Genomic DNA, 22,897 nt, shown 5'->3' on the forward strand with positions numbered 1-22,897 from the left:
GCTCCCACCCGCGTCACCGTCCAGGTGTCCGGGTCCGGTCTCGCCAGGACGCAAGTCCGAAGCGAAGCAGTGTCCTCCGGGGCACGATCGGAACAGAGTGGGCCCCGCGCACCGAACGGTGTCGGGGCCTTCGCTATGTGGGCACCAGGTCGAAACGAGAACAGGAAACATTCCTCGGACCAAGGAGGCCCCATCAGCTCCGAGACACGCATCAACGACCGTATCCGGGTGCCGGAGGTCCGACTCGTCGGCCCCGCCGGCGAACAGGTCGGCATCGTCCGGATCGAGGATGCGCTGCGCCTGGCGCAGGAGAACGACCTCGACCTCGTCGAGGTCGCGCCGCAGGCCCGCCCGCCGGTGTGCAAGCTCATGGACTTCGGCAAGTTCAAGTACGAGAGCGCGCAGAAGGCCCGTGAGTCGCGGCGCAACCAGCAGCTGACCGTCATCAAGGAACAGAAGCTGCGTCCCAAGATCGACCAGCACGACTACGAGACCAAGAAGGGTCACGTGTCGCGGTTCCTGGCGGCGGGCAACAAGGTCAAGGTCACGATCATGTTCCGCGGCCGCGAGCAGTCCCGGCCGGAGCTCGGCTACCGGCTGCTGCAGAAGCTCGCCGAAGACGTCACGGAGCTCGGCTTCGTCGAGTCGTCGGCGAAGCAGGACGGTCGCAACATGATCATGGTGCTGGCCCCGCACAAGAACGTGAAGCCGAAGGCGAAGGCCGAGGCGGCCCCCGAGCCGACCCCCGACGCGTAGGCGCCGACCAGCACGAGTCAGCGGCTCACCGGTTCTCCGGTGAGCCGCCGCACGAAAGAGGACACAATGCCGAAGATGAAGACCCACAGCGGGACGTCCAAGCGCATCCGCAAGACGGGTACGGGCAAGCTGCGCCGCCAGATGACCGGCCGGCGCCACCGCATGGAGAAGAAGTCCAGCCGCGTGACCCGCCGCCTCGAAGGCACCACCGAGGTGTCGAAGACCGAGGCCGGCCGCGTGAAGCGCCTGCTCGGCATCTGATCCCGCAGAACTTGCTGTAACCACCCGGGGCGGCCCCCTCGCCCCCTGAAATCGACAGGATGGACCCGTGGCACGCGTCAAGCGGGCGGTCAATGCCCAGAAGAAGCGTCGCGCAACTCTCGAACTGGCCAGCGGCTACCGCGGCCAGCGTTCGCGGCTGTACCGCAAGGCCAAGGAGCAGACGCTTCACTCGCTCAACTACGCCTACCGGGACCGCCGTGCCCGCAAGGGTGACTTCCGCCAGCTGTGGATCACCCGCATCAACGCGGCGGCTCGCGCGAACGGCGTGACCTACAACCGGTTCATCCAGGGCATCAAGGCCGCGGGTGTCGAGGTCGACCGCAAGATCCTCGCGGACCTCGCCGTCAACGACGCCGCCGCCTTCACCGCGCTGGCCGAGCTCGCCAAGGCCAACGTGAACACCGGCGAAGCGAAGTCGGCCTGACCGGCAGCTTTCCCCGACCCGGGGCGGAACCGTTCACCGAACGGACCCCCCGGGTCGTTGCTGCGCGCAAGCTGACGCGGCGCGCGGAACGTGACAAGACCGGCCGCTTCCTGGCCGAAGGCGCCAACGCCGTCGAGGCCGCGCTGGCCGGCGGCACGGTGTACGAGCTGTTCGTCACCGAGCGCGCGGCCGCGCAGCACGCGGACCTGGTCGACGCGGCCCGCGAGGCCGGCGTCGGCGTCTCGCCGATCACCGACCGCGCGGCCGACGGGCTCTCGGAAACCGTGACACCGCAGGGCATCGTGGCCGTCTGCGCGATGCTGGACCGGCCCCTCGAAGAAGCCGTGACTCCGGCGGCCCGGCTCGTGGTCGTGCTGGTGGACGTCGCCGACCCCGGCAACGCGGGCACAGTGATCCGCGTCGCCGACGCGGCCGGCGCCGACGCGGTGGTCCTGGCGGGTGACACGGTCGACCCCCACAACGGCAAGTGCGTGCGCGCGGCCGCCGGCAGCCTCTTCCACCTGCCGATCGCGCGCGTCCGCGACGTTCCCGCCGCGCTGGCCGCCTGTTCGGCCGCGGGCCTGCGGACGTTCGCGGCCCACGGCTACGCCGACGCCGAACTCGATCGGGTGGACCTCGCCGCGGCGACGGCGTGGGTGTTCGGCAACGAGGCCCACGGCCTGTCCGCCGACGTCCTCGACCGGACCGACCTCGCCGTCCGGATTCCGCTCTACGGCAAGGCCGAGAGCCTCAACCTGGCCACCGCCGCGGCCGTCTGCGTGTACACGAGCGCGATGGCGGCGCGGCGCTGAAGCGGCGGTAGGCTGCCCGATCATCCGTTGTGACCGTTCCGGGGGGATTCGATGGGCAGGCTGGCTCGTTCGTTCGCGCTGTTCTCCGCTTCGTTCAAAGTGCTGCGCGCCCATAAGGGGCTGGCGTGGTTCCCGGTGCTCGCCGGGATCGCCGGGCTGCTGGTCGCCGGCGTGTTCCTGACACCCGCGTTCTTCACCGTCCACCTGCAGGCCGGCAACCTGCGGCCCACCGCAGGCACGTACGTGCTGCTGGTGGCTTTCTACCTCGTCTCGGCGTTCGTGACGATCTTCTTCAACGCCGCCCTGATCTCCCAGGCGGACATCGCGCTGCGCGGCGACGGCGGCCTGCCGGGCGTCGGCGCGGGCCTGGCGGCGGCCGGCCGCCGCTGGCCGGTCCTGCTCGGCTGGGCCGGCCTGACCGCGACGGTCAGCCTGGTGCTGCGCACGATCGAAGAGCGCCTCGGCTTCCTCGGCAGCATCGTCAGCAGCCTGGTCGGCCTGGCCTGGCGGCTCACGACGTTCCTCGTGCTGCCGATCGTCATGCTCGAAGGCGCCGGGGTGAAGGCCGGCGTCAAGCGGTCGGTCGAACTGTTCCGCCGCACCTGGGGCGAGAACGTCGCCGGCACGGCGGGGATCGGCCTGGTCGGCTTCATCCTCAGCCTCGCCGGCTACGCGGTGCTGCTGCTCGCCGGCTTCCTGCTCGGCGGCACGGCGACGCTGTTCGTCTGCGTCGGGCTGGCGATCGTCTGGACGCTGCTGGTCGCGGTCTTCACCACCACGCTGACGGGCATCTACCAGACGGCGCTGTACCGCTACGCCGCCGACGGCGTCGTGCCCGGCGAATTCGCGTCGGTCGACTTCAGCGAGGCGTTCCGCGAGCGCTGACCGCGCATCCGCGCGCCTCCGGGCCGACCGGGGGCGCGCGGAGCCGATCCCATAGACTTTTCCCGCCTTTGACCTCTCGCGCGTCGTGTGCGGCGACGCGCGAACGACCAGTCCCAGCGGACGCCGAGGAGTTATGTCCGGAGCCACGGAGAAGGAAGCACAGGGCGCGGTCCTCGCCCCCGAGACGCTGCAGGAGGCGGTCAAGGCCGCCGAAGCGGCGTTCGCCGCCGCGACCGGGCTCGAAGGGCTGGCCGAGGTCAAACCGGCCCACCTCGGCGATCACGCGCCGCTGATGCTGGCCCGCCGCGAGATCGGCGCCCTGCCCAAGCAGGAGAAGGCCGAGGCGGGCAAGCGGGTCAACGAGGCCCGCCAAGCCGTCCAGGCCGCCTTCGACGCGCGCCGGGCCGAGCTCCAGAAGGAGCGCGACGAGCGCGTGCTCCGCGAAGAAGCGGTCGACGTCACACTCCCGTGGGACCGCGTCCCGCGCGGCGCCCGGCACCCGATCAGCACCATCTCCGAACGCGTCGCGGACGCCTTCGTCGCGATGGGCTACGAGATCGCCGAGGGGCCCGAGCTCGAAGCCGAGTGGTTCAACTTCGACGCCCTGAACTTCGGCAAGGACCACCCGGCCCGGCAGCTGCAGGACACGTTCTACGTCGGCGAAGAGGACTCGGGCCTGGTGCTGCGCACGCACACCTCGCCGGTCCAGGCCCGCACGCTGCTGCACCGCGACCTGCCGGTGTACGTCGTCTGCCCGGGACGGACGTACCGCACCGACGAGCTCGACTCGACGCACACCCCGGTGTTCACCCAGGTCGAGGGCCTCGCGGTGGACAAGGGCATCACGATGGCCCACCTCAAGGGCACGCTGGACGCCTTCGCCCGCGCCATGTTCGGCGAGAATTCGAAGACGCGCCTGCGCCCGCACTTCTTCCCGTTCACCGAGCCGTCCGCGGAGGTGGACGTCTGGTTCGAGGAGAAGAAGGGCGGCCCCGGCTGGGTCGAGTGGGGCGGCTGCGGCATGGTCAACCCGAACGTGCTGCGCGCCTGCGGCGTCGACCCCGAGGTGTACTCGGGCTTCGCCTTCGGCATGGGCATCGAGCGCACCCTGCAGTTCCGCAACGGGATCCCGGACATGCGCGACATGGTGGAGGGCGACGTCCGCTTCACCCTTCCCTTCGGAACGGAGGCGTAGTGCGAGTCCCAGTCAGCTGGCTGACCGAACACCTCGAGCTCGCTGAAGAGGTCACCCCGCAGGACCTGGCCGACGCGTTCGTCCGGATCGGCATCGAGGTCGACGACCTGCACGAGCTCGGACCCGTGACCGGCCCGCTGGTCGTCGGCCGCGTGGCCGAGATCGAGGAGCTCACCGAGTTCAAGAAGCCGGTGCGCTTCTGCCGCGTCGACGTCGGCGAGCCCGCCGACGAAGCCGAGGAGCTCGACGACGAACTCGACGACGAGGACGACGACGAAGCGGGCGAGCTCGACGAGGGCCCGCACGGCATCAAGACCCGCGGCATCATCTGCGGCGCGCGCAACTTCGCCGAGGGCGACCTGGTCGTCGTCGCGCTGCCGGGCGCGGTCCTGCCCGGCGACTTCGCCATCGCCGCCCGCAAGACCTACGGCCGGATCAGCGACGGCATGATCTGCTCGGCCCGCGAGCTCGGCCTCGGCGACGACCACACCGGCATCCTGGTGCTGCCGCCGGGCACCGCGAGCCCGGGCGACGACGCCCAAGAGCTGCTCGGCCTCAACGACTCGGTGATCGAGGTCGCCCCGACCCCGGACCGCGGCTACGCGCTGTCGATCCGCGGGCTCGCGCGCGAGCTGTCGAACGCGCTGGACGTGCCCTTCGGCGACCCGGCGCTGCTCGAGGTCCCGGCCGCCGAGGGCGACGCGTGGCCGGTCCGCATCGAGGACCCCGAAGGCTGCCCGCGGTTCGTGCTGCGCCGGGTCACCGGCCTGGACGCGACCGCGCCGACGCCGTGGCGGATGCGGCGGCGCCTGATGCTGGCCGGCATCCGGTCGATCTCCCTGGCCGTCGACGTCACGAACTACGTGATGCTGGAGCTGGGCCACCCGCTGCACGCGTTCGCCACCAAGGCCATCCAGGGCGATCTGGTGGTGCGCCGGGCGAAGCCGGGCGAGAAACTGACCACTTTGGACGACGTCGAGCGCACGCTCGACCCGGACGACGTGGTGATCGCCGACGACAGCGGCGTCATTTCGCTCGCCGGCACGATGGGCGGGGCGAGCACCGAGATCACGCCGGAGAGCACCGACGTGCTGCTCGAGGCGGCGCACTGGAACCCGGCCGCGATCAGCCGCACCGCCCGGCGGCACAAGTTGTTCTCCGAGGCCGCCAAGCGCTTCGAGCGGTTCACCGACCCGCAGCTGTGCGGGGCGGCGGTCGAGCTGGCCGCCCGGCTGCTGCGCCAGTACGGCGACGCCGCCATCCAGCCCGGCCGCACCGACGAGGGCGGCGTCGAGCCGAGCCCGGCGGTCGTCATGCCGATCAACCTGCCCGACAAGGTGGCGGGGGTGAGCTACCAGCGCGGGGTCACGGTGCGCCGCCTCACCCAGATCGGCTGCAAGGTTTCGGTCGGCACGGGCGACGACGGCACCGGCCTGGTGACGGCGATCCCGCCGAGCTGGCGCGGCGACCTGCGGCAGCCGGCCGACCTCGTCGAAGAGGTCCTGCGGCTGGAGGGCTACGACAGCATCCCGTCGGTGCTGCCCGCCGCCCCGGCCGGCCGCGGCCTGACCGACAGCCAGCGGCGCGTCCGGGGGGTGTCCCGGGCGCTGGCCGAGGCGGGCTACGTCGAGGTGCGCCCGTTCCCGTTCGTCAGCGAAGCGGTGTGGGACGCCTTCGGCCTCCCGGACGGCGACGTCCGCCGCAACACGGTGGTGGTCCGCAACCCGCTGGAGGCGGACCGCAACCGCCTGGCGACGACGCTGCTGCCGGGCCTGCTGGACACCCTGCAGCGCAACGTTTCCCGCGGGATGAAGGACGTGTCGCTGTACCACATCGGCCAGGTCGTGCTCCCGGCTCCGAACCCGCTGAAGGTCCCGGACCTCGGCGTCGACCGGCGGCCGTCGGACGAGGAACTGGCCCTGCTGGAGGCGGCGGTGCCGCAGCAGCCGCTGCACGTCGCGGTGGTCCTCGCGGGCAACCGGCGCCGTGCGGGCTGGTGGGGCGCCGGCGAGCCGGCGAACTGGGCCGACGCGGTCCAGGCGGCCCGCACGATCGCGGAGGCCGCGGGCATCGAGCTGAAGGTGCAGGCGGCGGACCTCCCGCCGTGGCACCCGGGCCGCTGCGCCCAGCTCCGGGTCGGCGACTGGCCGGTCGGCCACGCGGGCGAGCTGCACCCCAAGGTGGTCGAGGCCCTCGGCCTGCCGCCGCGGACGGTGGCGATGGAGCTGGACCTCGACGCGATCCCGCTGCCGGACGCCCGCCCGGCGCCGAGCGTGTCGGGCTACCCACCGGTGCTCCTGGACGTCGCCCTCGTGGCGGCGGCGGACGTCCCGTCGGCGGACCTGGCCGAGGTCCTGCGAAGCGGGGCGGGCGAGCTCCTGGAGGACATCACGCTGTTCGACGTGTACGCAGGCGAGCAGGTCGGCGAGGGCAAGCGATCGCTGGCGTACAAGCTGCGGTTCCGGGCGCCGGACCGCACCCTGACGGTCGACGAGGCCACCAAGGCCCGCGACGCAGCGGTGGCCGCGGCAGGCGAGCGCTTCAACGCCACGCTCCGCGCCTGACGAGCACCCGGGGAGGGGCCGCCCACCGGCCCCTCCCCGGCTGCCCCAGGCCCCCACCATCCAAGCCATCCGTCCAGGCCCGCGATCCGACCCTCCGGGTACGCAGGCCGACTCTTCAGGCACGCCAGCCGACCGTCCGGGCCCGCGAGGCGGCCTTCCAAGCGCGACGCCAGGCCACCCGGGTACGCCAGCCGACCCTCCGGGTACGTGCACCGACCCTCCAGGTACGCAGGCCGACCCTCCAGGCACGCGCCCTGCCCCTTCCGGCGCACCACAGCCGCAGCTCAGCCGATGTGCTTGAGCGCCTCCCGTCTCGACAGCCCCGACAACCCCGGGTGGTCGTCCACGAACCGCCGCACCCAGTCCGGTGCCGTCTTCGCGTAGTCTCGCAACGCCCAGCCGATCCCCTTGCGCAGGAAGAACTCCGGCTCGGCGATGGCCGGCTCGATCGCGCGGGTGAGCAGGCCGGTGTCGGTGTCCTCCTTGGCGCCCACCTGGCAGATGATCGCCGTCCGGCGGCGCCAGAGGTCGGTGTCGCTCGCCCAGGCCAGCATCGTCGGTGTCACCCGGGTGCGGAACGACCGGAGGATCGGGCCGATCCGCCGGATCGCCAGCTCGTCCACGTAGTCCCACCACGCTCCGCCGACGATCATCTCCTCGTACACCGGCAGCAGCTCCGGGTCCTGCCACTGCCGGTACGCGCGGTACCCGGAAAGATCGATGGCCGCGTAGCGCTCCTCGCGGTATTCGGCCGTCCGCCACAGCTTCAGGACGGTCGCCGAAAACGTCACCCGATCGGGCAATGTGTGCTCGGCGAGCAGCTGCTTGAGCAGCGCGCTGCGCTGGGGCTTCGCCACTCCGCGGAACGGCACGGCCGACTTCATGTACGCCTGCATCGCCGGCGCTTTCGCCGGGTCGGCCACCTCGGCCAACCCGGCGCGGATCGCCTTGACCAGCCTCTCGTCTGCGCTCATCCACCCTCCCTCCGGGCTCTGGTGCTCGGGAGCGTACTGCCGGCCACCGACAGTTCCGGTGCGGCGCGGACACCGCAGATACCGACGAAAGGCGGATGGCGAAAGCCGCGTCGGTCAGCGAGATTGTCCGGGGTTGCCGGTAGTTTCGTGGAAATCTGGCGAACGCTGTCGAATGCGGACGAAAAGGACGAGTGTGAAAAGAATCGTTGCCGCCGTCGCCGCCGCGGGGCTCGCGGCCGGGCTGATGGCCGCCGCGCCCGCCGCCTCGGCGGAACCCGGGGTGCAGTTCACCCCCGCGCCGATCGCCTGGGGCCCCTGCGCGTCGGCGAGCCTCAAGGCCAACGGCGCCGAATGCGGCTACCTGGAAGTGCCGATGGACTACGCGAAGCCGGGCGGGGCGAAGGTCTCCGTCGCGGTCTCGCGGATCAAGCACAAGACCGCGCAGTCCCAGGGCATCATGCTGGTGAACCCGGGCGGGCCCGGTGGCTCCGGCCTTGGCCTGTCGGTGCTCGGCAAGTACGTGCCGAACCACGCGGGCGACAACTACGACTGGATCGGCTTCGACCCGCGGGGCGTCGGGTCCAGCAAGCCCGCCATCAGCTGCGACGGGAACTACTTCAGCTACAACCGGCCCGCCTACGTGCCGACCACGCCGCAGCTGGAGAAGACCTGGCTCGCCCGTTCGAAGGGGTACGCCGACGCGTGCCGCAAGAACGGCGAGATCCTGAACCACCTCAAGACGACCGACGTCGCGCAGGACATGGACAGCCTGCGCAAGGCGCTCGGTGAGAAGCAGATCAACTACTACGGCTTCTCCTACGGCACCTACCTCGGCCAGGTGTACAGCACGCTGTACCCGAAGAACGTCCGCCGGATGGTGCTGGACGGCAACGTCGACCCGCGGAAGGTCTGGTACCAGGCCAACCTCGACCAGGACGTCGCGTTCGACAAGAACATCAAGATCTACTTCGACTGGCTCGCGAAGTACGACGACGTCTACCACCTGGGCAGCACCGGCGAGGCCGTCGAGAAGCTCTGGTACGACACCCAGCACAAGCTGGCCAAGAACCCGGCGGGCGGGGTCATCGGCGGCGACGAGTGGACCGACGTCTTCCTGCAGGCCGGCTACTACGTCTTCGGCTGGGTCGACATGGCCAAGGCCTTCGACGGCTACGTGCACAAGGGTGACTGGCAGACGCTCAAGGCGCTCTACGACGCCTCGAACCCGCCGGGCGACGACAACGGGTTCGCCGTGTACCTGGGCGTGCAGTGCACCGACGTGCAGTGGCCGACCGACTGGAACCGCTGGCGGGTCGACAACTGGCTGACCTACTTCAAGGCCCCGTTCGAGACCTGGGGCAACGCCTGGTTCAACGCGCCATGCGTGTACTGGCCGGCGAAGCCGGGCAAGCCGGTGAACATCGACGGCAGCAAGGTGGCCGGCGCGCTGCTCATCAGCGAGGAGCTCGACGCCGCCACGCCGTACACCGGCAGCCTCGAGGTGCGGAAGCGGTACCCGAACTCGAGCCTGATCAGCGCACCGGGCGGGACCACGCACGCCGGTTCGCTCTCCGGCGTGTCCTGTGTGGACGACAAGATCGCCGACTACCTGGCCACCGGCACCCTGCCGAAGCGCCAGCCCGGCAACCACTCGGACGTCCAGTGCAGCCCGGTGCCGCCGCCGGTGCCCGACGGCGCCGCGGCGCAGAAGTCGGACAGCTCCGCGAAGGCCGCCCAGGAGAAGCAGAGCACGCTGGCCCAGCTGCTGCACTTCTGAGCGCAACCGTTCCACCCCGCTGCCCCGGCCCGGTGCTTCCGGACCGGGGCAGCGTCTTGTCCGCCGGTGTTCCATCGTCGCCTCCTCGTGACGGTTCGTGGTCAACGGGGACGTTAGGGGAGGGGTCCGACAATTTCGGAGCGAAGTGGGCCGTGAGCAGCGCGTGGCCGAAAATTGTCGGGGGTGCGCGCTAGCTTCGTGGCATGTCGATCATCGAAGAGCGCCGGACCGAGGTCCGGGCGCAGGACAACACCTACCAGATCGTGGTCTCGACCAGGACGGACGTCGACCGCGCCGAACCCACGCCCCGGGTGATGATCACCCTGGAAGCCGGTGGACCCGGCGGCGAACCGGTCGCCGAGGGCAGCCTCGACCTGGACGTCGCGGTGGCGGCCACGGTGGCAGATCTCGTCGCGGACGGGTTGCTCTCCGCAACCGGGGAGGGCCGCGGGCCGCGGCGAAGATCCGCGGGTCGTCCCGCCCAGCAGGGCCGCCCGTGGAGCGCGGAGATGGATGCGGAACTGGAGGGCCGGTGGATCGCGGGGGAGAGCGTCGCGCAGATCGCGGCGTACTTCGAACGCACCCCCGGTGGCATCCGCGCCCGCCTGCCGCGCGTGGGCTGCGACCCGGAGAACCCCGGTTGTTACCTCCCTGTGCCGCCGAGCAGGCGCACGGACGTGGACGGAGGTGAACCGACCTGAGTGACGGCGGTGGGCCGGTCCCCAGCGGACCGGCCCACCGCCGGACACCGGGCGGTTCGCCGACGAGCAGGGGAGGACATCCGTGGAGAAGCAGTTTTCACCCGGCCGTGTGAATCCGGCGCGGGACGAGGAAGGCCTCGCAAGAGAGTGGCCGGTCCGGGTGGCCGGCGGTGCGGGCTTGTGGCGGCGGGCGATCTTGGTGCTTGCCGTTGTGTGGTTCGGTGGGTGGCAGGCCGTTTCGCGCTGGCGTCTTCCGCGCCGGGCGTCGGCCAAGGCGGCCGGTGGTGCGGGTTGGTGGCGGCGAGCGATCTGGGCACCCGCCGTCGTGTTGCGCGGTGGGCGGCCGGTCCTTGCGCGCGGGCGTCTTCCGCGCCGGGCGTCGGCCAAGGCGGCCGGTGGTGCGGGTTGGTGGCGGCGAGCGATCTCGGCATCCGCCGTGGTGTTGTGCTGCGGGCGATCGATCCTTTCACGCGGGCGCCTCCCGCGCCGGGGCCCCGGCAGCCGGCCCGGCTCAGAGTGCAGCGACCGGCCGGTCCGCATCCCCGGCCGCCGCGTTGGCCCGGCTCGCGAGCGCCTTCAAGTGCGCCACCAGTTCCGCCGGTTCCTCGACCGTGAACGCGCATCCCAGCCCCAGCAACCGGAACGCGAGCCAGTCCAGCGTGTCCGCGTGGCTGCGCCACCGGCAGCGGCCGTCGCCGAGGTCGGTCAGGTCGGCTGCCGCCTGGCCGAGGCGGGGTGCGATCTGCGCGGCCGGCTCGGCCAGGACCGCCACCGCCCGGTAGGACGCCGCCAGGTCGTAGAACCGGTCGAGCACGTAGGCCGCCAGGTCCGTGGCGGGCGGCTCGCGCCGTGCCACGCGGCCGCCGGTGGCCTGGGCCTCGCGGACGCGGTCGGCGCGGAACACGCGCCAGTCCGCCCGGTCGAGGTCGTAGGCGACCAGGTACCAGCGGCGGCCCGCGGCGACCAGCCGCAGCGGCTCGGCCCGGCGGCGGGTCTCGGCCCCGTCGTGGGCGCGGTAGCGGAACCGGACGGTTTCGTGGTTGGTGATCGCCCCGGCGAACACCGTCAGCTGCGCCGGGTCGACGACGGGCCCGGTGGCCGGCACGGCGACCGTCGCCGTGCCGATCGTGCCCACCCGGCGGCGCAGCCGCGCCGGCAGCACCTGCTCCAGCTTGGCCAGCGCCCGCACGGACGCCTCCTCGATCCCGGACACGGACTGCCCCGCGGCGGTCCGCAGCCCCACCGCGATCGCGACCGCTTCCTCGTCGTCGAGCACCAAAGGCGGCATCGCGGTGCCCGCTACCAGCCGGTACCCGCCGGCCACGCCGCGGCTGGCCTCGACCGGGTAGCCCAGCTCACGCAGCCGTTCGATGTCGCGGCGGATCGTGCGCGGGCTGACACCCAGCCGCTCGGCCAGTTCGCTGCCCGGCCACTCGCGAGGGGTCTGGAGCAGCGAAAGGAGTCCGAGCAGCCGGGCCGGGGTATCCGTCATGCGCCCAGCATCCCAAGGTGGCGGGCACCACTTCGGGTTTGTTTAGACTTGCAAGGGCGTGCATAATCATGCGTATGACGGTGAACATCGCGGTGGCCGGAGCCAGCGGGTACGCGGGTGGTGAGCTGCTGCGCCTGCTCCTGACCCATCCCGAGGTCGAGATCGGCGCGCTCACGGCCGCCAGCAGCGCGGGCACGAAGCTCGGCGTCCACCAGCCCCACCTCGTCCCCCTCGCCGACCGCGTGCTGGCCGAGACGACGCCGGAGACCCTCGCCGGCCACGACGTCGTCTTCCTCGCGCTGCCCCACGGGCACTCCGCGGCGATCGCGGCGCAGCTCGGCCCGGACGTCCTGGTGGTCGACCTCGGCGCCGACCACCGCCTGGCCGACGCGGGCGACTGGCAGCGCTGGTACGGCGGCGACCACGCCGGCCAGTGGCCGTACGGCCTGCCGGAACTCCCCGGCGCCCGCGGAAAGCTCGCCGGCACCAAGCGGATCGCCGTGCCCGGCTGCTTCCCGACCGGCGGGTCGCTGGCCCTGGCGCCCGCGTTCGCCGGCGGGCTGATCGAGCCCGACGTCACGATCGTCGCGGTCACCGGGACGTCCGGGGCAGGCAAGAGCCTCAAGCCGAACCTGCTCGGCTCCGAGGTGATGGGCTCGGCGAGTGCGTACGGCGTCGGCGGCGCCCACCGGCACACTCCGGAGTTCGTGCAGAACCTCTCGGCTGTCGCGGGCGAGCGGGTCACCGTGTCCTTCACCCCGGTGCTCGCGCCGATGCCCCGCGGCATCCTCACCACGGCGAGCGCTCCGCTGAAGGACGGCGTCGACGAGGCCGCGGCCCGGGCGGCGTACGAGAAGGCCTACGACGCGGAGCCGTTCGTCCAGCTCCTGCCCGCGGGCGCCTGGCCGGCCACCGCGTCGACGCTCGGTTCGAACAACACCCAGCTGCAGGTCACGGTCGACACCGGCGCGCGCCGCCTGGTCGTCGTCGCCGCGATCGACAACCTGACCAAGGGCACCGCCGGCGGTGCCGTCCAGTCGATGAACCTGGCCCTCGGCCTCCCGGAAACCACCGGCCTCCCGACCGTAGGAGTGGCACCGTGACCGTCACCGGCCCCCAGGGCTTCCGCGCCGCCGGCGTCGCCGCCGGGATCAAGGCCTCCGGCGCGCTCGACCTCACCCTGGTCGTCAACGACGGCCCGCTCGACGTCGCCGCGGGGGTGTTCACCCGCAACGTCATCAAGGCCGCGCCGGTGCTCTGGTCGCAGGAGGTGCTCAAGCAGCAGCGGCTCAAGGCCGTCGTCCTCAACTCGGGCGGCGCCAACGCGGCCACCGGGCCCGGCGGCTTCCAGGACACCCACGCCACGGCCGAGAAGGTCGCCGAAGTCCTGCAGGCGGGCGCGATCGAGGTCGCCGTCTGCTCCACCGGCCTGATCGGCGAGCGGCTGCCGATGGCCGCGGTCCTGTCCGGAGTGGACACGGCTTTCAAGGCCCTCGACACCGGCCCCGAAGCGGGCCTGAACGCCGCCAAGGGCGTGATGACCACCGACACGAAGCCGAAGCAGGCCTTCGCGAAGCACGACAGCGGCTGGAGCGTCGGCGGCTTCGCCAAGGGCGCGGGCATGCTCGCGCCCAACCTCGCCACCATGCTCTCGGTGCTGACCACCGACGCCGTGGCGGACAAGGAAACCCTCGACCGCGCCCTGCGCGCGGCCACCCACCTCACCTTCGACCGGCTCGACGTCGACGGCGGCACGTCCACCAACGACACCGTCCTGGTGCTGGCGTCCGGCGCGAGCGGCGTCGAACCGACGGAAGCGGAGCTCACCGAGCTGCTCACCGCGGTGAGCCACGACCTGGTGCTCCAGCTGCGCGCCGACTCCGAGGGCGCCACCAAGGACGTCGACGTCACCGTGCGCGGCGCGGCCACCGAAGCCGACGCGATCGCCGTCGCCCGCACGATCGCCGAGGACAACCTGGTCAAGACGGCGCTGTTCGGTTCCGACCCGAACTGGGGCCGGATCGCCATGGCGCTCGGCCGGGTGCCGGCCCGCATCGACCCGGAGGCCGTCTCGATCGCGATCAACGGCGTCACCCTGTTCGCCCAAGGTGTGCCGGCAGCCGACCGGTCGGAGGCCGACCTCACCGGCCGGGCCATCGAAATCGTCGTCGACCTCGGCGTCGGCCCGAGCACGGCGACCATCTACACCACGGACCTTTCGCACGGTTACGTCGAAGAGAACAGCGCGTACTCCTCATGAACCAGGAGGCTCTGATTTCCGCGGACGAACGACTCGCGACAGCGGCCGAGAAGGCCGGGGTGCTCATCGAAGCGCTGCCTTGGCTGCAGCGGTTCCACGGGGCCACCGTGGTGGTGAAGTACGGCGGCAACGCGATGATCGACGAGCAGCTCAAGGCGGCCTTCGCCGAGGACATGGTGTTCCTCCGGCTGGCCGGCCTGCGCCCGGTCGTCGTGCACGGCGGCGGCCCGCAGATCACCGCGATGCTCAAGCGCCTCGGCGTCGAAGGGGAGTTCAAGGGTGGCCTGCGGGTCACCACCCCGGAGACGATGGACATCGTCCGGATGGTGCTCACCGGCCAGGTCAGCCGCGAGCTCGTCGGCCTGATCAACGCCCACGGCCCGTACGCGGTCGGCATCTCCGGCGAGGACGCCCGGCTGTTCACCGCCGAGCGCAAACAGGCCACTGTGGACGGTGAGCAGGTCGACATCGGGCTCGTCGGCGAGGTCGCCGAGGTCAACCCGGACGCGGTGCTCGACATCGTCAACGCCGGGCGCATCCCGGTCGTGTCCACGGTCGCCCCGGACGTCGACGGCGTCGTGCACAACGTCAACGCCGACACGGCCGCCGGTGCGCTGGCGGCCGCGCTGGGCGCCGAAAAACTGGTCGTGCTCACCGACGTCGAAGGCCTGTACGCGAACTGGCCCGACCGGTCGTCGCTGATCGACCGCGTCCGCGTCGACCGGCTCGAGACCATGCTGCCCGGCCTGGCCAGCGGCATGATCCCGAAGATGGAGGCGTGCGTGCGCGCCATCCGCGGCGGCGTGCGCCGGGCGCACGTGATCGACGGCCGTCTCGCCCATTCGGTGCTGCTGGAGGTCTTCACCTCACGCGGCGTCGGCACCATGGTCTTCCCCGAAACGGAGCTCCCGTGACCGACCTTCAGTCCAATGTGGATGGCCAAGCGCACTGGCAGTCCGCCCTCATGGACAACTACGGCACGCCCAAGCTGACGCTCGTGCGCGGCGAGGGCGCGAAGGTGTGGGACGCCGACGGCAAGGAGTACGTCGACCTGGTCGGCGGCATCGCCGTCAACGCGCTCGGCCACGCGCACCCGGCCGTCGTCGAAGCCGTCACCGAGCAGATCAAACGGCTCGGTCACACCTCGAACCTCTACGTCAACCCGGTGGCCGTCGAGCTCGCCGAAGCGCTGCTCGACGTCGCCGGCCTCACCGGTCACGGCAAGGTGCTGTTCGTCAACTCCGGGGCCGAGGCCAACGAAGCCGCGCTGAAGATCAGCCGGCTCACCGGGCGCACGAAGGTGGTCGCCGCCGAAGGCGCGTTCCACGGCCGGACCATGGGCGCGCTGACGCTCACCGGCCAGCCCGCCAAGCGCGAGGCCTTCAAGCCGCTGGTACCCGGGGTGGAGCACGTGCCGTTCGGGGACGTCGAGGCGCTCAAGGCCGCCGTCGACAGCGAGACCGCGGCGCTCTTCCTGGAGCCGGTGCTCGGTGAGGCGGGGGTCATCCCGGCGCCGGACGGCTACCTGCAGGCCGCGCGCGAAATCACCAAGGCCACCGGCACGCTGCTGGTGCTCGACGAGGTGCAGACCGGCCTCGGCAGGCTCGGCACCTGGTTCGGCTACCAGCAGGCCGGCATCGTCCCCGACGTCATCACCCTGGCCAAGGGGCTCGGCGGCGGCCTCCCGCTCGGTGCGGTGATCGGCGTCGGCGCGGCCGGCGACCTGCTCAAGCCCGGCCAGCACGGCACCACCTTCGGCGGCAACCCGGTCTGCTGCGCGGCCGGCCTGGCCGTGCTGAAGACCGTCGCCGCCGACGGCCTCCTCGACCACGTCGCCTCGCTGGGCAAGGACATCGCGGCGGGTGTCGAGGCGCTGGGGCACCCGCTCGTCGCCGGCGTGCGCGGCGCCGGGCTGCTGCTCGGCATCGCCCTCAAGCAACCCGTCTCGGCGGCGGTTGCCCAGGCGGCCCAGGACGCGGGCTACCTCGTCAACCCGGTCGCCCCGGACGCCGTCCGGCTCGCGCCCCCGCTCGTCCTCGACGGCGAACAGGCCGAAGGCTTCCTCGCCGCCCTCCCGCACGTGCTCGACTCCACCACGAAGGACTCCGACTGATGCTGCGCCACTTCCTCCGCGACGACGACGTCAGTCCGGCCGAGCAGAAGGCCATCCTCGACCTCGCCGACCGGCTGAAGGCCGATCCGCTGGGCAACAAGACCCTGGCCGGCAAGTCCATCACCGCGATCTTCGAGAAGAACTCGACGCGGACCCGGTTCTCCTTCGAGGTCGGCATCAGCCAGCTCGGCGGCCACCCGGTGATCGTCGACGGCCGCTCGATGCAGCTCGGCCGCGAGGAAACCATCGAGGACACTTCGCGGGTCCTCTCGCGGTACGTCGACGGGATCGTGTGGCGCACCTTCGCGCAGAAGCGCATCGAAGCGATGGCGTCGGCCGCGTCGATCCCGGTGGTCAACGCGCTGACCGACGAGTTCCACCCGTGCCAGGTGCTCACCGACCTGATGACCATCCGCGAACGCAAGGGCAAGCTCGAGGGCCTCACCCTCGTCTACCTCGGTGACGGCGCCAACAACATGGCGCACTCGCTGCTGCTGGGCGGGATCACCGCCGGGATGCACGTCCGCGTGGTCTCGCCGCTCGGGTTCCAGCCGGATCAGCAGGTCATGCTCGACGCCAAGAAGCGGGGCGAGGAGACCGGGGGGACGGCGACGGCCTTCACCGACCCGTACGAGGCGGTCGACGGCGCGGACGTGCTCGTCACCGACACGTGGACGTCGATGGGGCAGGAGAACGACGGGCTCGACCGGGTCGGCCCGTTCCGCGCCCTCCAGGTCAACACCGAGCTGCTGAAGAAGGCCGCGGACGACGCGATCGTGCTGCACTGCCTGCCGGCGCACCGCGGCTGGGAGATCACCGACGAGGTGCTCGACGGCCCGGCCAGCGCGGTCTGGGACGAGGCCGAGAACCGCCTGCACGCCCAGAAGGCCCTGCTCGTCTGGCTGTTCGAGGAGAGCAGGCGATGACCGGCAGCCGCGTGGGCCGTCAGGCGCGGATCACCGAGCTGGTCTCCACCATGACCATCCGCAGCCAGACCGAGCTGGCGAAGCTGCTGGCCGCCGAGGGCATCGAGGTCACGCAGGCGACGCTGTCGCGCGACCTCGACGAGCTCGGCGCGGTCAAGCTGCGCGGCCCGGACTCGGGCGCGCCGGTCTACGTCATCCCCGAAGACGGCAGCCCGGTCCGCGGGGTGCAGGGCGGCACCTCCCGGCTTTCCCGGCTGCTGGCCGAACTGATGGTCTCGGCGGACTCGTCGGGCAACCTGATGGTCCTGCGGACGCCACCGGGCGCCGCGCAGTTCCTGGCCAGCGCGATCGACCGGGCGGCACTGGAGGAGGTGGTCGGCTCGATCGCGGGTGACGACACCGTCGCCGTGATCGCGCGGGAGCCGCTGACGGGCAAGGAACTTGCCGAACGCTTCGCCGCCCTCGCCCAGCGATCGGCGGACGAAGGATCGCCGTGATCGACATCTTCCCGGCCGAGGGCGAGTTCCTCGCGCCGGACGAGGTGGTGATCACCTTCGACCGCGGGATCCCGGTGGCGATCGACGGCGAGACCGTCTCCGTCGCCGAAGCGCGCCGGATGCTGAGCGCGCGCGGCGAGGCACAGCGGATCGGCCGCGGCGAAGCGTGCGCCGCGCTCGAACGGCGGGCCGGACGCGGATGCGCCAGTCTGGCCGGCACGGCTTCGGGCGAAGTCCGCCTGGTCCTGTACGACGGCCGGATCACGGTCGCCTGAACACACGAACACCGAGGAGAAGCGAGAACAGTGAGCGGGAACGAGCAACCGGTCCAGCTGTGGGGCGGCCGGTTCGCCAGCGGTCCGGCGGAGGCCATGGCCGCGCTGAGCGCGTCGACGCACTTCGACTGGCGCCTGGCGCCCTACGACATCGCCGGGTCCCGCGCGCACGCCCGGGTGCTGCGCAAGGCGGGCCTGCTCACCGAAGACGAGCTCGCCGGCATGCTGAGCGCACTGGACACACTCGCGCAGGACGTCGCCTCGGGGACGTTCACCCCGACGATCGCCGACGAGGACGTGCACACGGCCCTCGAACGCGGCCTGCTCGAGCGCGCGGGCACCGAACTCGGCGGCAAGCTGCGCGCCGGCCGTTCGCGCAACGACCAGGTGGCCACGCTGTTCCGGATGTGGCTGCGCGACGCCGCCCGCCGGGTCGTCGCCGGCACCCTCGAGGTCGTCGACGCACTCGTGTCGCAGGCGAAGCGGCACCCGGACGCGATCCTGCCCGGCCGCACGCACCTGCAGCACGCCCAGCCGGTGCTGCTCGCCCACCACCTGATGGCACACGGCCAGGCGCTGCTGCGCGACGTCTCGCGCCTGCAGGACTGGGACGCCCGCACGGCCGAGTCGCCGTACGGCTCGGGCGCGCTCGCCGGCTCGTCGCTGGGCCTGGACCCGGAGGCCGTCGCCGAAGAGCTCGGCTTCGCCACCAGCGTCGAGAACTCCATCGACGGCACCGCTTCGCGCGACTTCGTCGCCGAGTTCGCCTTCGCCGTCGCGATGCTCGCGGTCAACCTGTCCCGGATCGCCGAAGAGGTGATCATCTGGAACACCGCCGAGTTCGGGTACGTCACGCTCGACGACGCGTGGGCGACCGGCAGCTCGATCATGCCGCAGAAGAAGAACCCGGACGTCGCGGAACTGACGCGCGGCAAGGCGGGCCGGCTGATCGGCAACCTCACCGGGCTGCTCGCCACCCTCAAGGCGCAGCCGCTGGCCTACAACCGCGACCTGCAGGAGGACAAGGAGCCGGTGTTCGACTCGGTCGAGCAGCTGGAGCTCCTCTTCCCGGCGATCGCCGGCATGCTGGAAACGCTCACCTTCCACACCGACCGGCTCGCCGAACTGGCGCCGGCCGGCTTCACCCTGGCCACCGACATCGCCGAGTGGCTGGTGCGCCAAGGCGTCCCCTTCCGCGTGGCGCACGAAGCCGCGGGCGAAAGCGTCCGCGTCGCCGAGTCCCGCGGTGTCGGCCTGGACGAGCTGACCGACGAAGAGTTCGAAAAGATCAACCCGGCGCTGACGCCCGCGGTGCGCGAAGTCCTGACTGTCGAAGGCTCGGTCAACTCGCGTGACGCCCGGGGCGGCACGGCGCCGGTCCGCGTGGCCGAGCAGCGCGCACGACTGGAAGAGCGGATCACCGCGGCCCGTCAGTGGCTCAACTGAGGGACTTCCGGAGCTTGGCCCGGACGGCCCGCGTGGCCACCGGGCCGAGCCCGTCCAGGACGTCGACGAGCACGGCCAGCTGCTCCAGCGCGGCCACGGCCTGCTCGGCGCCGTCCGGGTCCACCGTGTCGAACAGCGTCAGCCCGAGAAACCCGGTGGACACGGCGTGGGCCAGCCCGTCGGGGTCCGCGAGTTCGGCCAGCGGCGACCCCTCGAGCACCCGCTCGAGCGCGGTCCTGACCTCGGTGATCCACTTGTCCAGGCCCTCGCGGGTCGCTTCGGCGAGCCGTTCGCTGCCCTGGGCCCCGGCCAGGGTCTGGGCCAGGAGGGCCAGGTTGCCTTCCGCGCGTTCCGCGGTGCGGATCTCCCGGCCGAGCGCCAGCAGCTCACCGACGGTGGACACGGCGGCGAAGCGCTCCCGGTAGACGGCGACACGGGCCTCGGTCGCGGAGACGCACGCCTGCGCGATCAGCTCTTCCACGCTGCCGAAGTGGTAGAAGACCAGCGCCTGGTTCGCGCCCGCGGCACTCGCGACCGAGCGGGCGGAGACGGCCGTGATGCCCTGCTGCCGGACGACTTCCAGCACGCCGTCCACGAGCCGCTGCTTCGTGTCCTGCGAACTGGAGTTCCGGCCGGTGCCCATCAGTCGATGACCTTCTCACGGAGTGGTCTCACCGCCCCGCTCACCCCGCCGCCCGGGCGCGTCCGGCCGCAGCGGGCGGCCGAGGGCGCGGTCAGGGGCTGGTCCTCCGGAGCGACGCCGGTCTCCAGCCACAGCCGCAGCCGGTCGGCCGACCACGCCGTCAACCAGCCGAGCACCGGCCGGAACACCCGGTCGGCCAGCTGCCCGAAGCGTCCCCAGCGGGTCCCGTAGTCGAAGCCGGTGACGAACCGGACACCACCGGGGACCGGCGTGCCGCGCCAGAACCCCGCGCCCGCGCTGATCAGCGACAACGGGTCGGCCGAGGCGAACCGCAGCACCGACGTGCGGGAGCCGTCCGGCCAGTCCCGCGACGCCGCGCTCACCCCTACGCCGGCGACCGTGACGCCGAGGAACCGCGAGGCGTAGCGGAAGCGGTGGTCGCCGATCGGAGTGATCTCGGCGAAGCGGACGTCCCAGCGCCGGTGCAGGAGCGGGTCGTGCGTGTGCCGCCACAGCGTGTCGAGGTCCGTGCGGATCACCGTCTCCACGTAGAGCGCCTTCGGTCGCATCTCGTCTCCCCTCCGAGTTTGAGCGACTGCTCAAACGACTGTAGGGAAGTTTGAGCGTTCGCTCAAGGGGTTAGGGTGACCCCGCCAGGCAGCCGAGGAGAGGAACCCGTTTGAGCGGCGACGCAGGCCGGATGTTCACCCGCGAGGAACTGGCGCTGGATCCGGTCGACCTGGCCCACCTGCTGCTCGGCTCGGTCCTGGAGGCCGACGGTCCCGACGGCACCGTGGGCGTCCGGCTGGTCGAGGTCGAGGCCTACCGCGGCGAGGACGATCCGGCGTCGCACTGCTACCGCGGGCAGACGCCGCGCAACGCTGTCATGTGGGGGCCGGCAGGTCACCTGTACGTGTACTTCGTCTACGGGATGCACTTCTGCGCGAACATCGTCGGCTCGACCGACGGCGTCGCCGGTGCGGTGCTGTTGCGCGCGGGTGAAGTCGTCAAGGGCCTCGACGTCGTCCGCAAGCGGCGGCCGAACGCGCGGGGGACCGGTGAGCTCGCGAAGGGCCCGGCCATCCTGACCTCGGTGCTGCGCATCGACCGCGGGGAGAACGGCGTCGACCTCACCGACCCGGCGTCCCCGGTCCGGCTGTACGTCGGCGAGCGGGTGCCGGCCGAGCGGATCCGGTCCGGGCCGCGGGTCGGCGTCGCGATGGCGATGGACACGCCGTGGCGGTTCTGGGACGGCGGGTCCGCGGCCGTGTCCACCTACCGCCGCGGCGGGAAGCGCCGGGTCCGCCCCGCCGGTTAGTCGGTTGACCAGGTGCGGGAGGATCTACAGGCGTGAGCGAACACATCCTCGACGAGCTGTCCTGGCGCGGCCTCATCGCGCAGTCCACCGACATCGACGCCCTCCGGCGCGAGCTCGACCAGGGTCCCGTGACGCTCTATTGCGGCTTCGACCCGACCGCGCCCAGCCTGCACGCCGGCAACCTCGTCCCGCTCCTCATGCTCAAGCGGTTCCAGCGCGCCGGGCACCGGCCGATCGTGCTGGCCGGCGGCGCGACCGGGATGATCGGCGACCCGCGTGACACCGGCGAGCGCACGCTGAACACCCTCGACGTCGTCGCCGAGTGGGCCGGGCGCATCCGCGGCCAGCTCGAACGGTTCGTCGACTTCGACGACTCGCCGACCGGCGCGATCGTCGAGAACAACCTGAACTGGACCGGGCAGCAGACCGCACTGGAATTCCTGCGCGACGTCGGGAAGCACTTCTCGATCAACGTCATGCTCAACCGGGAGACGGTGAAGCGCCGGCTCGAGGGCGACGGCATGTCGTACACCGAGTTCAGCTACCTGCTGCTGCAGTCGCAGGACTACCTGCAGCTGCACCGGCAGTACGACTGCAAGCTGCAGGTCGGCGGGTCCGACCAGTGGGGCAACCTCATCGGCGGCGTGGACCTCGTCCGGCGGACGGACGGCGCGACCGTGCACGCGCTGACCGCGCCGCTGGTCACCGACGCCGAAGGCCGCAAGTTCGGCAAGTCCACCGGCGGCGGGAACCTCTGGCTCGACCCGGAGATGACCTCGCCGTACGCCTGGTACCAGTACTTCGTCAATGTGGGTGACGCCGACGTCGTCCGCTACCTGCGGATGTTCACCTTCCTCACGCAGGAGGAGATCGCCGCGCTCGCGGAGGACACCGAACAGCGCCCCCACCTGCGGGCCGCGCAGAAGCGGCTGGCGGAGGAGTTCACCACGCTCGTCCACGGCGAGGAGCAGACCCGGCAGGTCATCAACGCCAGCCAGGCGCTGTTCGGCCGCGGCGACCTCGGCGAGCTGGACGAACGCACCCTCGACGCGGCGATGGCCGAGGTGCCGAACGGCAAGGTCGACCCGGCGGCCGAGCCGACGATCGTCGACCTGCTGCTCGCCGGGGGACTGGTGAACAGCAAGGGCGCCGCGCGCCGCACCCTCAAGGAGGGCGGCGCGTACGTCAACAACGTGAAGATCGCGGATGAGGAGTGGAAGCCGTCCCGGGAGGACGCCCTCCACGGCCGGTGGCTCGTCGTCCGCCGGGGCAAGCGGAACGTCGCCGGCGTCGCGCTCGGCGGCTGACCGGCTCCGGCGGCCCGGAACAGGGGCCTGACCTGCGGGAACGCGGTTAAGGTACCCCCCTGTTCCGGGCCCTCGGAGGGGGTGTAAAGTTCTCCAAGTCGCCAGGGAAACCGGGTGGCCGCCGGGACACGAACCAAGCTCTCGCGGATCGCGATTGAGTGGGTGTCCCACCAAAACTGCTAGGAATGACTCGCTTCGAGCGGGCCGCTTGATCGCGGCGGGTTCGGGGTGTGTTGCTTGAGAACTCAAC

The 22,897-nt window shown here is 71.7% G+C and carries 23 protein-coding genes; 19 read left to right on the forward strand and 4 right to left on the reverse strand.

Going from position 1 to position 22,897, the window contains the following annotated elements:
* Positions 1–135 precede the first annotated feature (135 nt).
* From infC to pheT, 7 genes are all read left to right on the forward strand, one after another.
* Positions 136–756, forward strand: a complete 621-nt coding sequence (gene infC, locus ACLJPY_RS45305; RefSeq protein WP_086856944.1) for a translation initiation factor IF-3 — start codon at positions 136–138, stop codon at positions 754–756.
* A gap of 66 nt (positions 757–822) precedes the next feature.
* Complete coding sequence (rpmI, locus tag ACLJPY_RS45310; protein WP_004559057.1) at positions 823–1,017, forward strand: 50S ribosomal protein L35; 195 nt, start codon at positions 823–825, stop codon at positions 1,015–1,017.
* 67 nt (positions 1,018–1,084) lie between these two features.
* A complete protein-coding gene (gene rplT / locus ACLJPY_RS45315; RefSeq protein ID WP_004559056.1) occupies positions 1,085–1,462 on the forward strand; it encodes a 50S ribosomal protein L20 in 378 nt (125 codons plus the stop codon).
* The gene (locus ACLJPY_RS45320; RefSeq protein WP_410597196.1) at positions 1,459–2,274 is read left to right on the forward strand and encodes a TrmH family RNA methyltransferase; all 816 of its coding nucleotides are present in this window, start codon (positions 1,459–1,461) and stop codon (positions 2,272–2,274) included. Before rplT ends, ACLJPY_RS45320 begins: the two co-directional genes overlap by 4 nt.
* A 51-nt stretch (positions 2,275–2,325) precedes the next feature.
* Complete coding sequence (locus tag ACLJPY_RS45325) at positions 2,326–3,159, forward strand: DUF6159 family protein (RefSeq protein WP_410597169.1); 834 nt, start codon at positions 2,326–2,328, stop codon at positions 3,157–3,159.
* 133 nt (positions 3,160–3,292) lie between these two features.
* Entirely contained in the window at positions 3,293–4,354 is a 1,062-nt protein-coding gene (gene pheS / locus ACLJPY_RS45330; RefSeq protein WP_410597170.1) for a phenylalanine--tRNA ligase subunit alpha, read from the forward strand.
* A complete protein-coding gene (pheT, locus tag ACLJPY_RS45335; RefSeq protein WP_410597171.1) occupies positions 4,354–6,918 on the forward strand; it encodes a phenylalanine--tRNA ligase subunit beta in 2,565 nt (854 codons plus the stop codon). The genes pheS and pheT overlap by 1 nt, the downstream gene beginning before the upstream one ends.
* A gap of 284 nt (positions 6,919–7,202) precedes the next feature.
* Here the strand turns inward: pheT and ACLJPY_RS45340 are convergent, their stop codons facing one another.
* Positions 7,203–7,892 (reverse strand): DNA alkylation repair protein, encoded by a 690-nt coding sequence (locus tag ACLJPY_RS45340; RefSeq protein WP_410597172.1) that lies wholly within the window; start codon positions 7,890–7,892, stop codon positions 7,203–7,205.
* Between the two features lie 193 nt (positions 7,893–8,085).
* Between ACLJPY_RS45340 and ACLJPY_RS45345 the strand changes: the two genes are divergently transcribed.
* Together ACLJPY_RS45345 and ACLJPY_RS45350 are read left to right on the forward strand one after the other, a co-directional pair.
* Positions 8,086–9,669, forward strand: coding sequence for an alpha/beta hydrolase (locus ACLJPY_RS45345; RefSeq protein ID WP_410597173.1), 1,584 nt, complete (start codon positions 8,086–8,088; stop codon positions 9,667–9,669).
* A gap of 203 nt (positions 9,670–9,872) precedes the next feature.
* A complete protein-coding gene (locus tag ACLJPY_RS45350) occupies positions 9,873–10,370 on the forward strand; it encodes a helix-turn-helix domain containing protein (protein ID WP_410597174.1) in 498 nt (165 codons plus the stop codon).
* Between the two features lie 511 nt (positions 10,371–10,881).
* Here ACLJPY_RS45350 and ACLJPY_RS45355 read toward each other — a convergent pair.
* Positions 10,882–11,862, reverse strand: coding sequence for a helix-turn-helix transcriptional regulator (locus ACLJPY_RS45355; RefSeq protein ID WP_410597175.1), 981 nt, complete (start codon positions 11,860–11,862; stop codon positions 10,882–10,884).
* Between the two features lie 74 nt (positions 11,863–11,936).
* Here ACLJPY_RS45355 and argC point away from each other — a divergent pair, with 74 nt between their 5' ends.
* From argC to argH, 8 genes are read left to right on the forward strand one after another with little or no spacing between them, the layout of a single operon-like run.
* A complete protein-coding gene (gene argC / locus ACLJPY_RS45360) occupies positions 11,937–12,965 on the forward strand; it encodes an N-acetyl-gamma-glutamyl-phosphate reductase (RefSeq protein WP_410597176.1) in 1,029 nt (342 codons plus the stop codon).
* The gene (gene argJ / locus ACLJPY_RS45365; RefSeq protein ID WP_410597177.1) at positions 12,962–14,122 is read left to right on the forward strand and encodes a bifunctional glutamate N-acetyltransferase/amino-acid acetyltransferase ArgJ; all 1,161 of its coding nucleotides are present in this window, start codon (positions 12,962–12,964) and stop codon (positions 14,120–14,122) included. Before argC ends, argJ begins: the two co-directional genes overlap by 4 nt.
* Positions 14,119–15,036 carry an acetylglutamate kinase gene (gene argB, locus ACLJPY_RS45370; protein WP_410597178.1) on the forward strand — a complete coding sequence of 306 codons (918 nt, stop codon included), beginning with the start codon at positions 14,119–14,121 and terminating at the stop codon, positions 15,034–15,036. Before argJ ends, argB begins: the two co-directional genes overlap by 4 nt.
* On the forward strand, positions 15,033–16,235 hold the full coding sequence (locus ACLJPY_RS45375) for an acetylornithine transaminase (protein WP_410597179.1): 1,203 nt from the start codon (positions 15,033–15,035) through the stop codon (positions 16,233–16,235). The genes argB and ACLJPY_RS45375 overlap by 4 nt, the downstream gene beginning before the upstream one ends.
* Complete coding sequence (gene argF, locus ACLJPY_RS45380) at positions 16,235–17,161, forward strand: ornithine carbamoyltransferase (RefSeq protein WP_410597180.1); 927 nt, start codon at positions 16,235–16,237, stop codon at positions 17,159–17,161. Before ACLJPY_RS45375 ends, argF begins: the two co-directional genes overlap by 1 nt.
* Positions 17,158–17,658 carry an arginine repressor gene (locus tag ACLJPY_RS45385; protein ID WP_364260643.1) on the forward strand — a complete coding sequence of 167 codons (501 nt, stop codon included), beginning with the start codon at positions 17,158–17,160 and terminating at the stop codon, positions 17,656–17,658. Before argF ends, ACLJPY_RS45385 begins: the two co-directional genes overlap by 4 nt.
* Positions 17,655–17,933, forward strand: coding sequence for an argininosuccinate synthase (locus tag ACLJPY_RS45390; RefSeq protein ID WP_410597181.1), 279 nt, complete (start codon positions 17,655–17,657; stop codon positions 17,931–17,933). Before ACLJPY_RS45385 ends, ACLJPY_RS45390 begins: the two co-directional genes overlap by 4 nt.
* A gap of 30 nt (positions 17,934–17,963) precedes the next feature.
* The gene (gene argH / locus ACLJPY_RS45395) at positions 17,964–19,379 is read left to right on the forward strand and encodes an argininosuccinate lyase (protein WP_410597182.1); all 1,416 of its coding nucleotides are present in this window, start codon (positions 17,964–17,966) and stop codon (positions 19,377–19,379) included.
* Here the strand turns inward: argH and ACLJPY_RS45400 are convergent.
* Positions 19,372–20,022 carry a TetR/AcrR family transcriptional regulator gene (locus ACLJPY_RS45400; protein WP_410597183.1) on the reverse strand — a complete coding sequence of 217 codons (651 nt, stop codon included), beginning with the start codon at positions 20,020–20,022 and terminating at the stop codon, positions 19,372–19,374. The genes argH and ACLJPY_RS45400 overlap by 8 nt on opposite strands.
* Positions 20,022–20,591, reverse strand: coding sequence for a hypothetical protein (locus tag ACLJPY_RS45405; protein ID WP_410597184.1), 570 nt, complete (start codon positions 20,589–20,591; stop codon positions 20,022–20,024). The genes ACLJPY_RS45400 and ACLJPY_RS45405 overlap by 1 nt, the downstream gene beginning before the upstream one ends.
* Positions 20,592–20,701: 110 nt before the next feature.
* Here ACLJPY_RS45405 and ACLJPY_RS45410 point away from each other — a divergent pair, with 110 nt between their 5' ends.
* Together ACLJPY_RS45410 and tyrS are read left to right on the forward strand one after the other, a co-directional pair.
* Positions 20,702–21,340 carry a DNA-3-methyladenine glycosylase gene (locus tag ACLJPY_RS45410; protein WP_410597185.1) on the forward strand — a complete coding sequence of 213 codons (639 nt, stop codon included), beginning with the start codon at positions 20,702–20,704 and terminating at the stop codon, positions 21,338–21,340.
* Positions 21,341–21,372: 32 nt separating this feature from the next.
* Positions 21,373–22,647, forward strand: a complete 1,275-nt coding sequence (tyrS, locus tag ACLJPY_RS45415; RefSeq protein ID WP_410597186.1) for a tyrosine--tRNA ligase — start codon at positions 21,373–21,375, stop codon at positions 22,645–22,647.
* Positions 22,648–22,897: the final 250 nt, after the last annotated feature.

Source organism: Amycolatopsis sp. lyj-23 (assembly GCF_046549135.1).
Lineage (GTDB): Bacteria > Actinomycetota > Actinomycetes > Mycobacteriales > Pseudonocardiaceae > Amycolatopsis.

Excerpts from the sequence above, each read along its gene's own strand:
- infC (WP_086856944.1), top strand. The coding sequence starts at position 136 with ATGTGGGCACCAGGTCGAAACGAGAACAGGAAACATTCCTCGGACCAA.
- rpmI (WP_004559057.1), top strand. The coding sequence starts at position 823 with ATGCCGAAGATGAAGACCCACAGCGGGACGTCCAAGCGCATCCGCAAG.
- ACLJPY_RS45325 (WP_410597169.1), top strand. The coding sequence starts at position 2,326 with ATGGGCAGGCTGGCTCGTTCGTTCGCGCTGTTCTCCGCTTCGTTCAAA.
- pheS (WP_410597170.1), top strand. The coding sequence starts at position 3,293 with ATGTCCGGAGCCACGGAGAAGGAAGCACAGGGCGCGGTCCTCGCCCCC.
- ACLJPY_RS45340 (WP_410597172.1), bottom strand. The coding sequence starts at position 7,892 with ATGAGCGCAGACGAGAGGCTGGTCAAGGCGATCCGCGCCGGGTTGGCC.
- ACLJPY_RS45350 (WP_410597174.1), top strand. The coding sequence starts at position 9,873 with ATGTCGATCATCGAAGAGCGCCGGACCGAGGTCCGGGCGCAGGACAAC.
- ACLJPY_RS45355 (WP_410597175.1), bottom strand. The coding sequence starts at position 11,862 with ATGACGGATACCCCGGCCCGGCTGCTCGGACTCCTTTCGCTGCTCCAG.
- argC (WP_410597176.1), top strand. The coding sequence starts at position 11,937 with ATGACGGTGAACATCGCGGTGGCCGGAGCCAGCGGGTACGCGGGTGGT.
- argB (WP_410597178.1), top strand. The coding sequence starts at position 14,119 with ATGAACCAGGAGGCTCTGATTTCCGCGGACGAACGACTCGCGACAGCG.
- argF (WP_410597180.1), top strand. The coding sequence starts at position 16,235 with ATGCTGCGCCACTTCCTCCGCGACGACGACGTCAGTCCGGCCGAGCAG.
- ACLJPY_RS45385 (WP_364260643.1), top strand. The coding sequence starts at position 17,158 with ATGACCGGCAGCCGCGTGGGCCGTCAGGCGCGGATCACCGAGCTGGTC.
- ACLJPY_RS45400 (WP_410597183.1), bottom strand. The coding sequence starts at position 20,022 with ATGGGCACCGGCCGGAACTCCAGTTCGCAGGACACGAAGCAGCGGCTC.
- ACLJPY_RS45405 (WP_410597184.1), bottom strand. The coding sequence starts at position 20,591 with ATGCGACCGAAGGCGCTCTACGTGGAGACGGTGATCCGCACGGACCTC.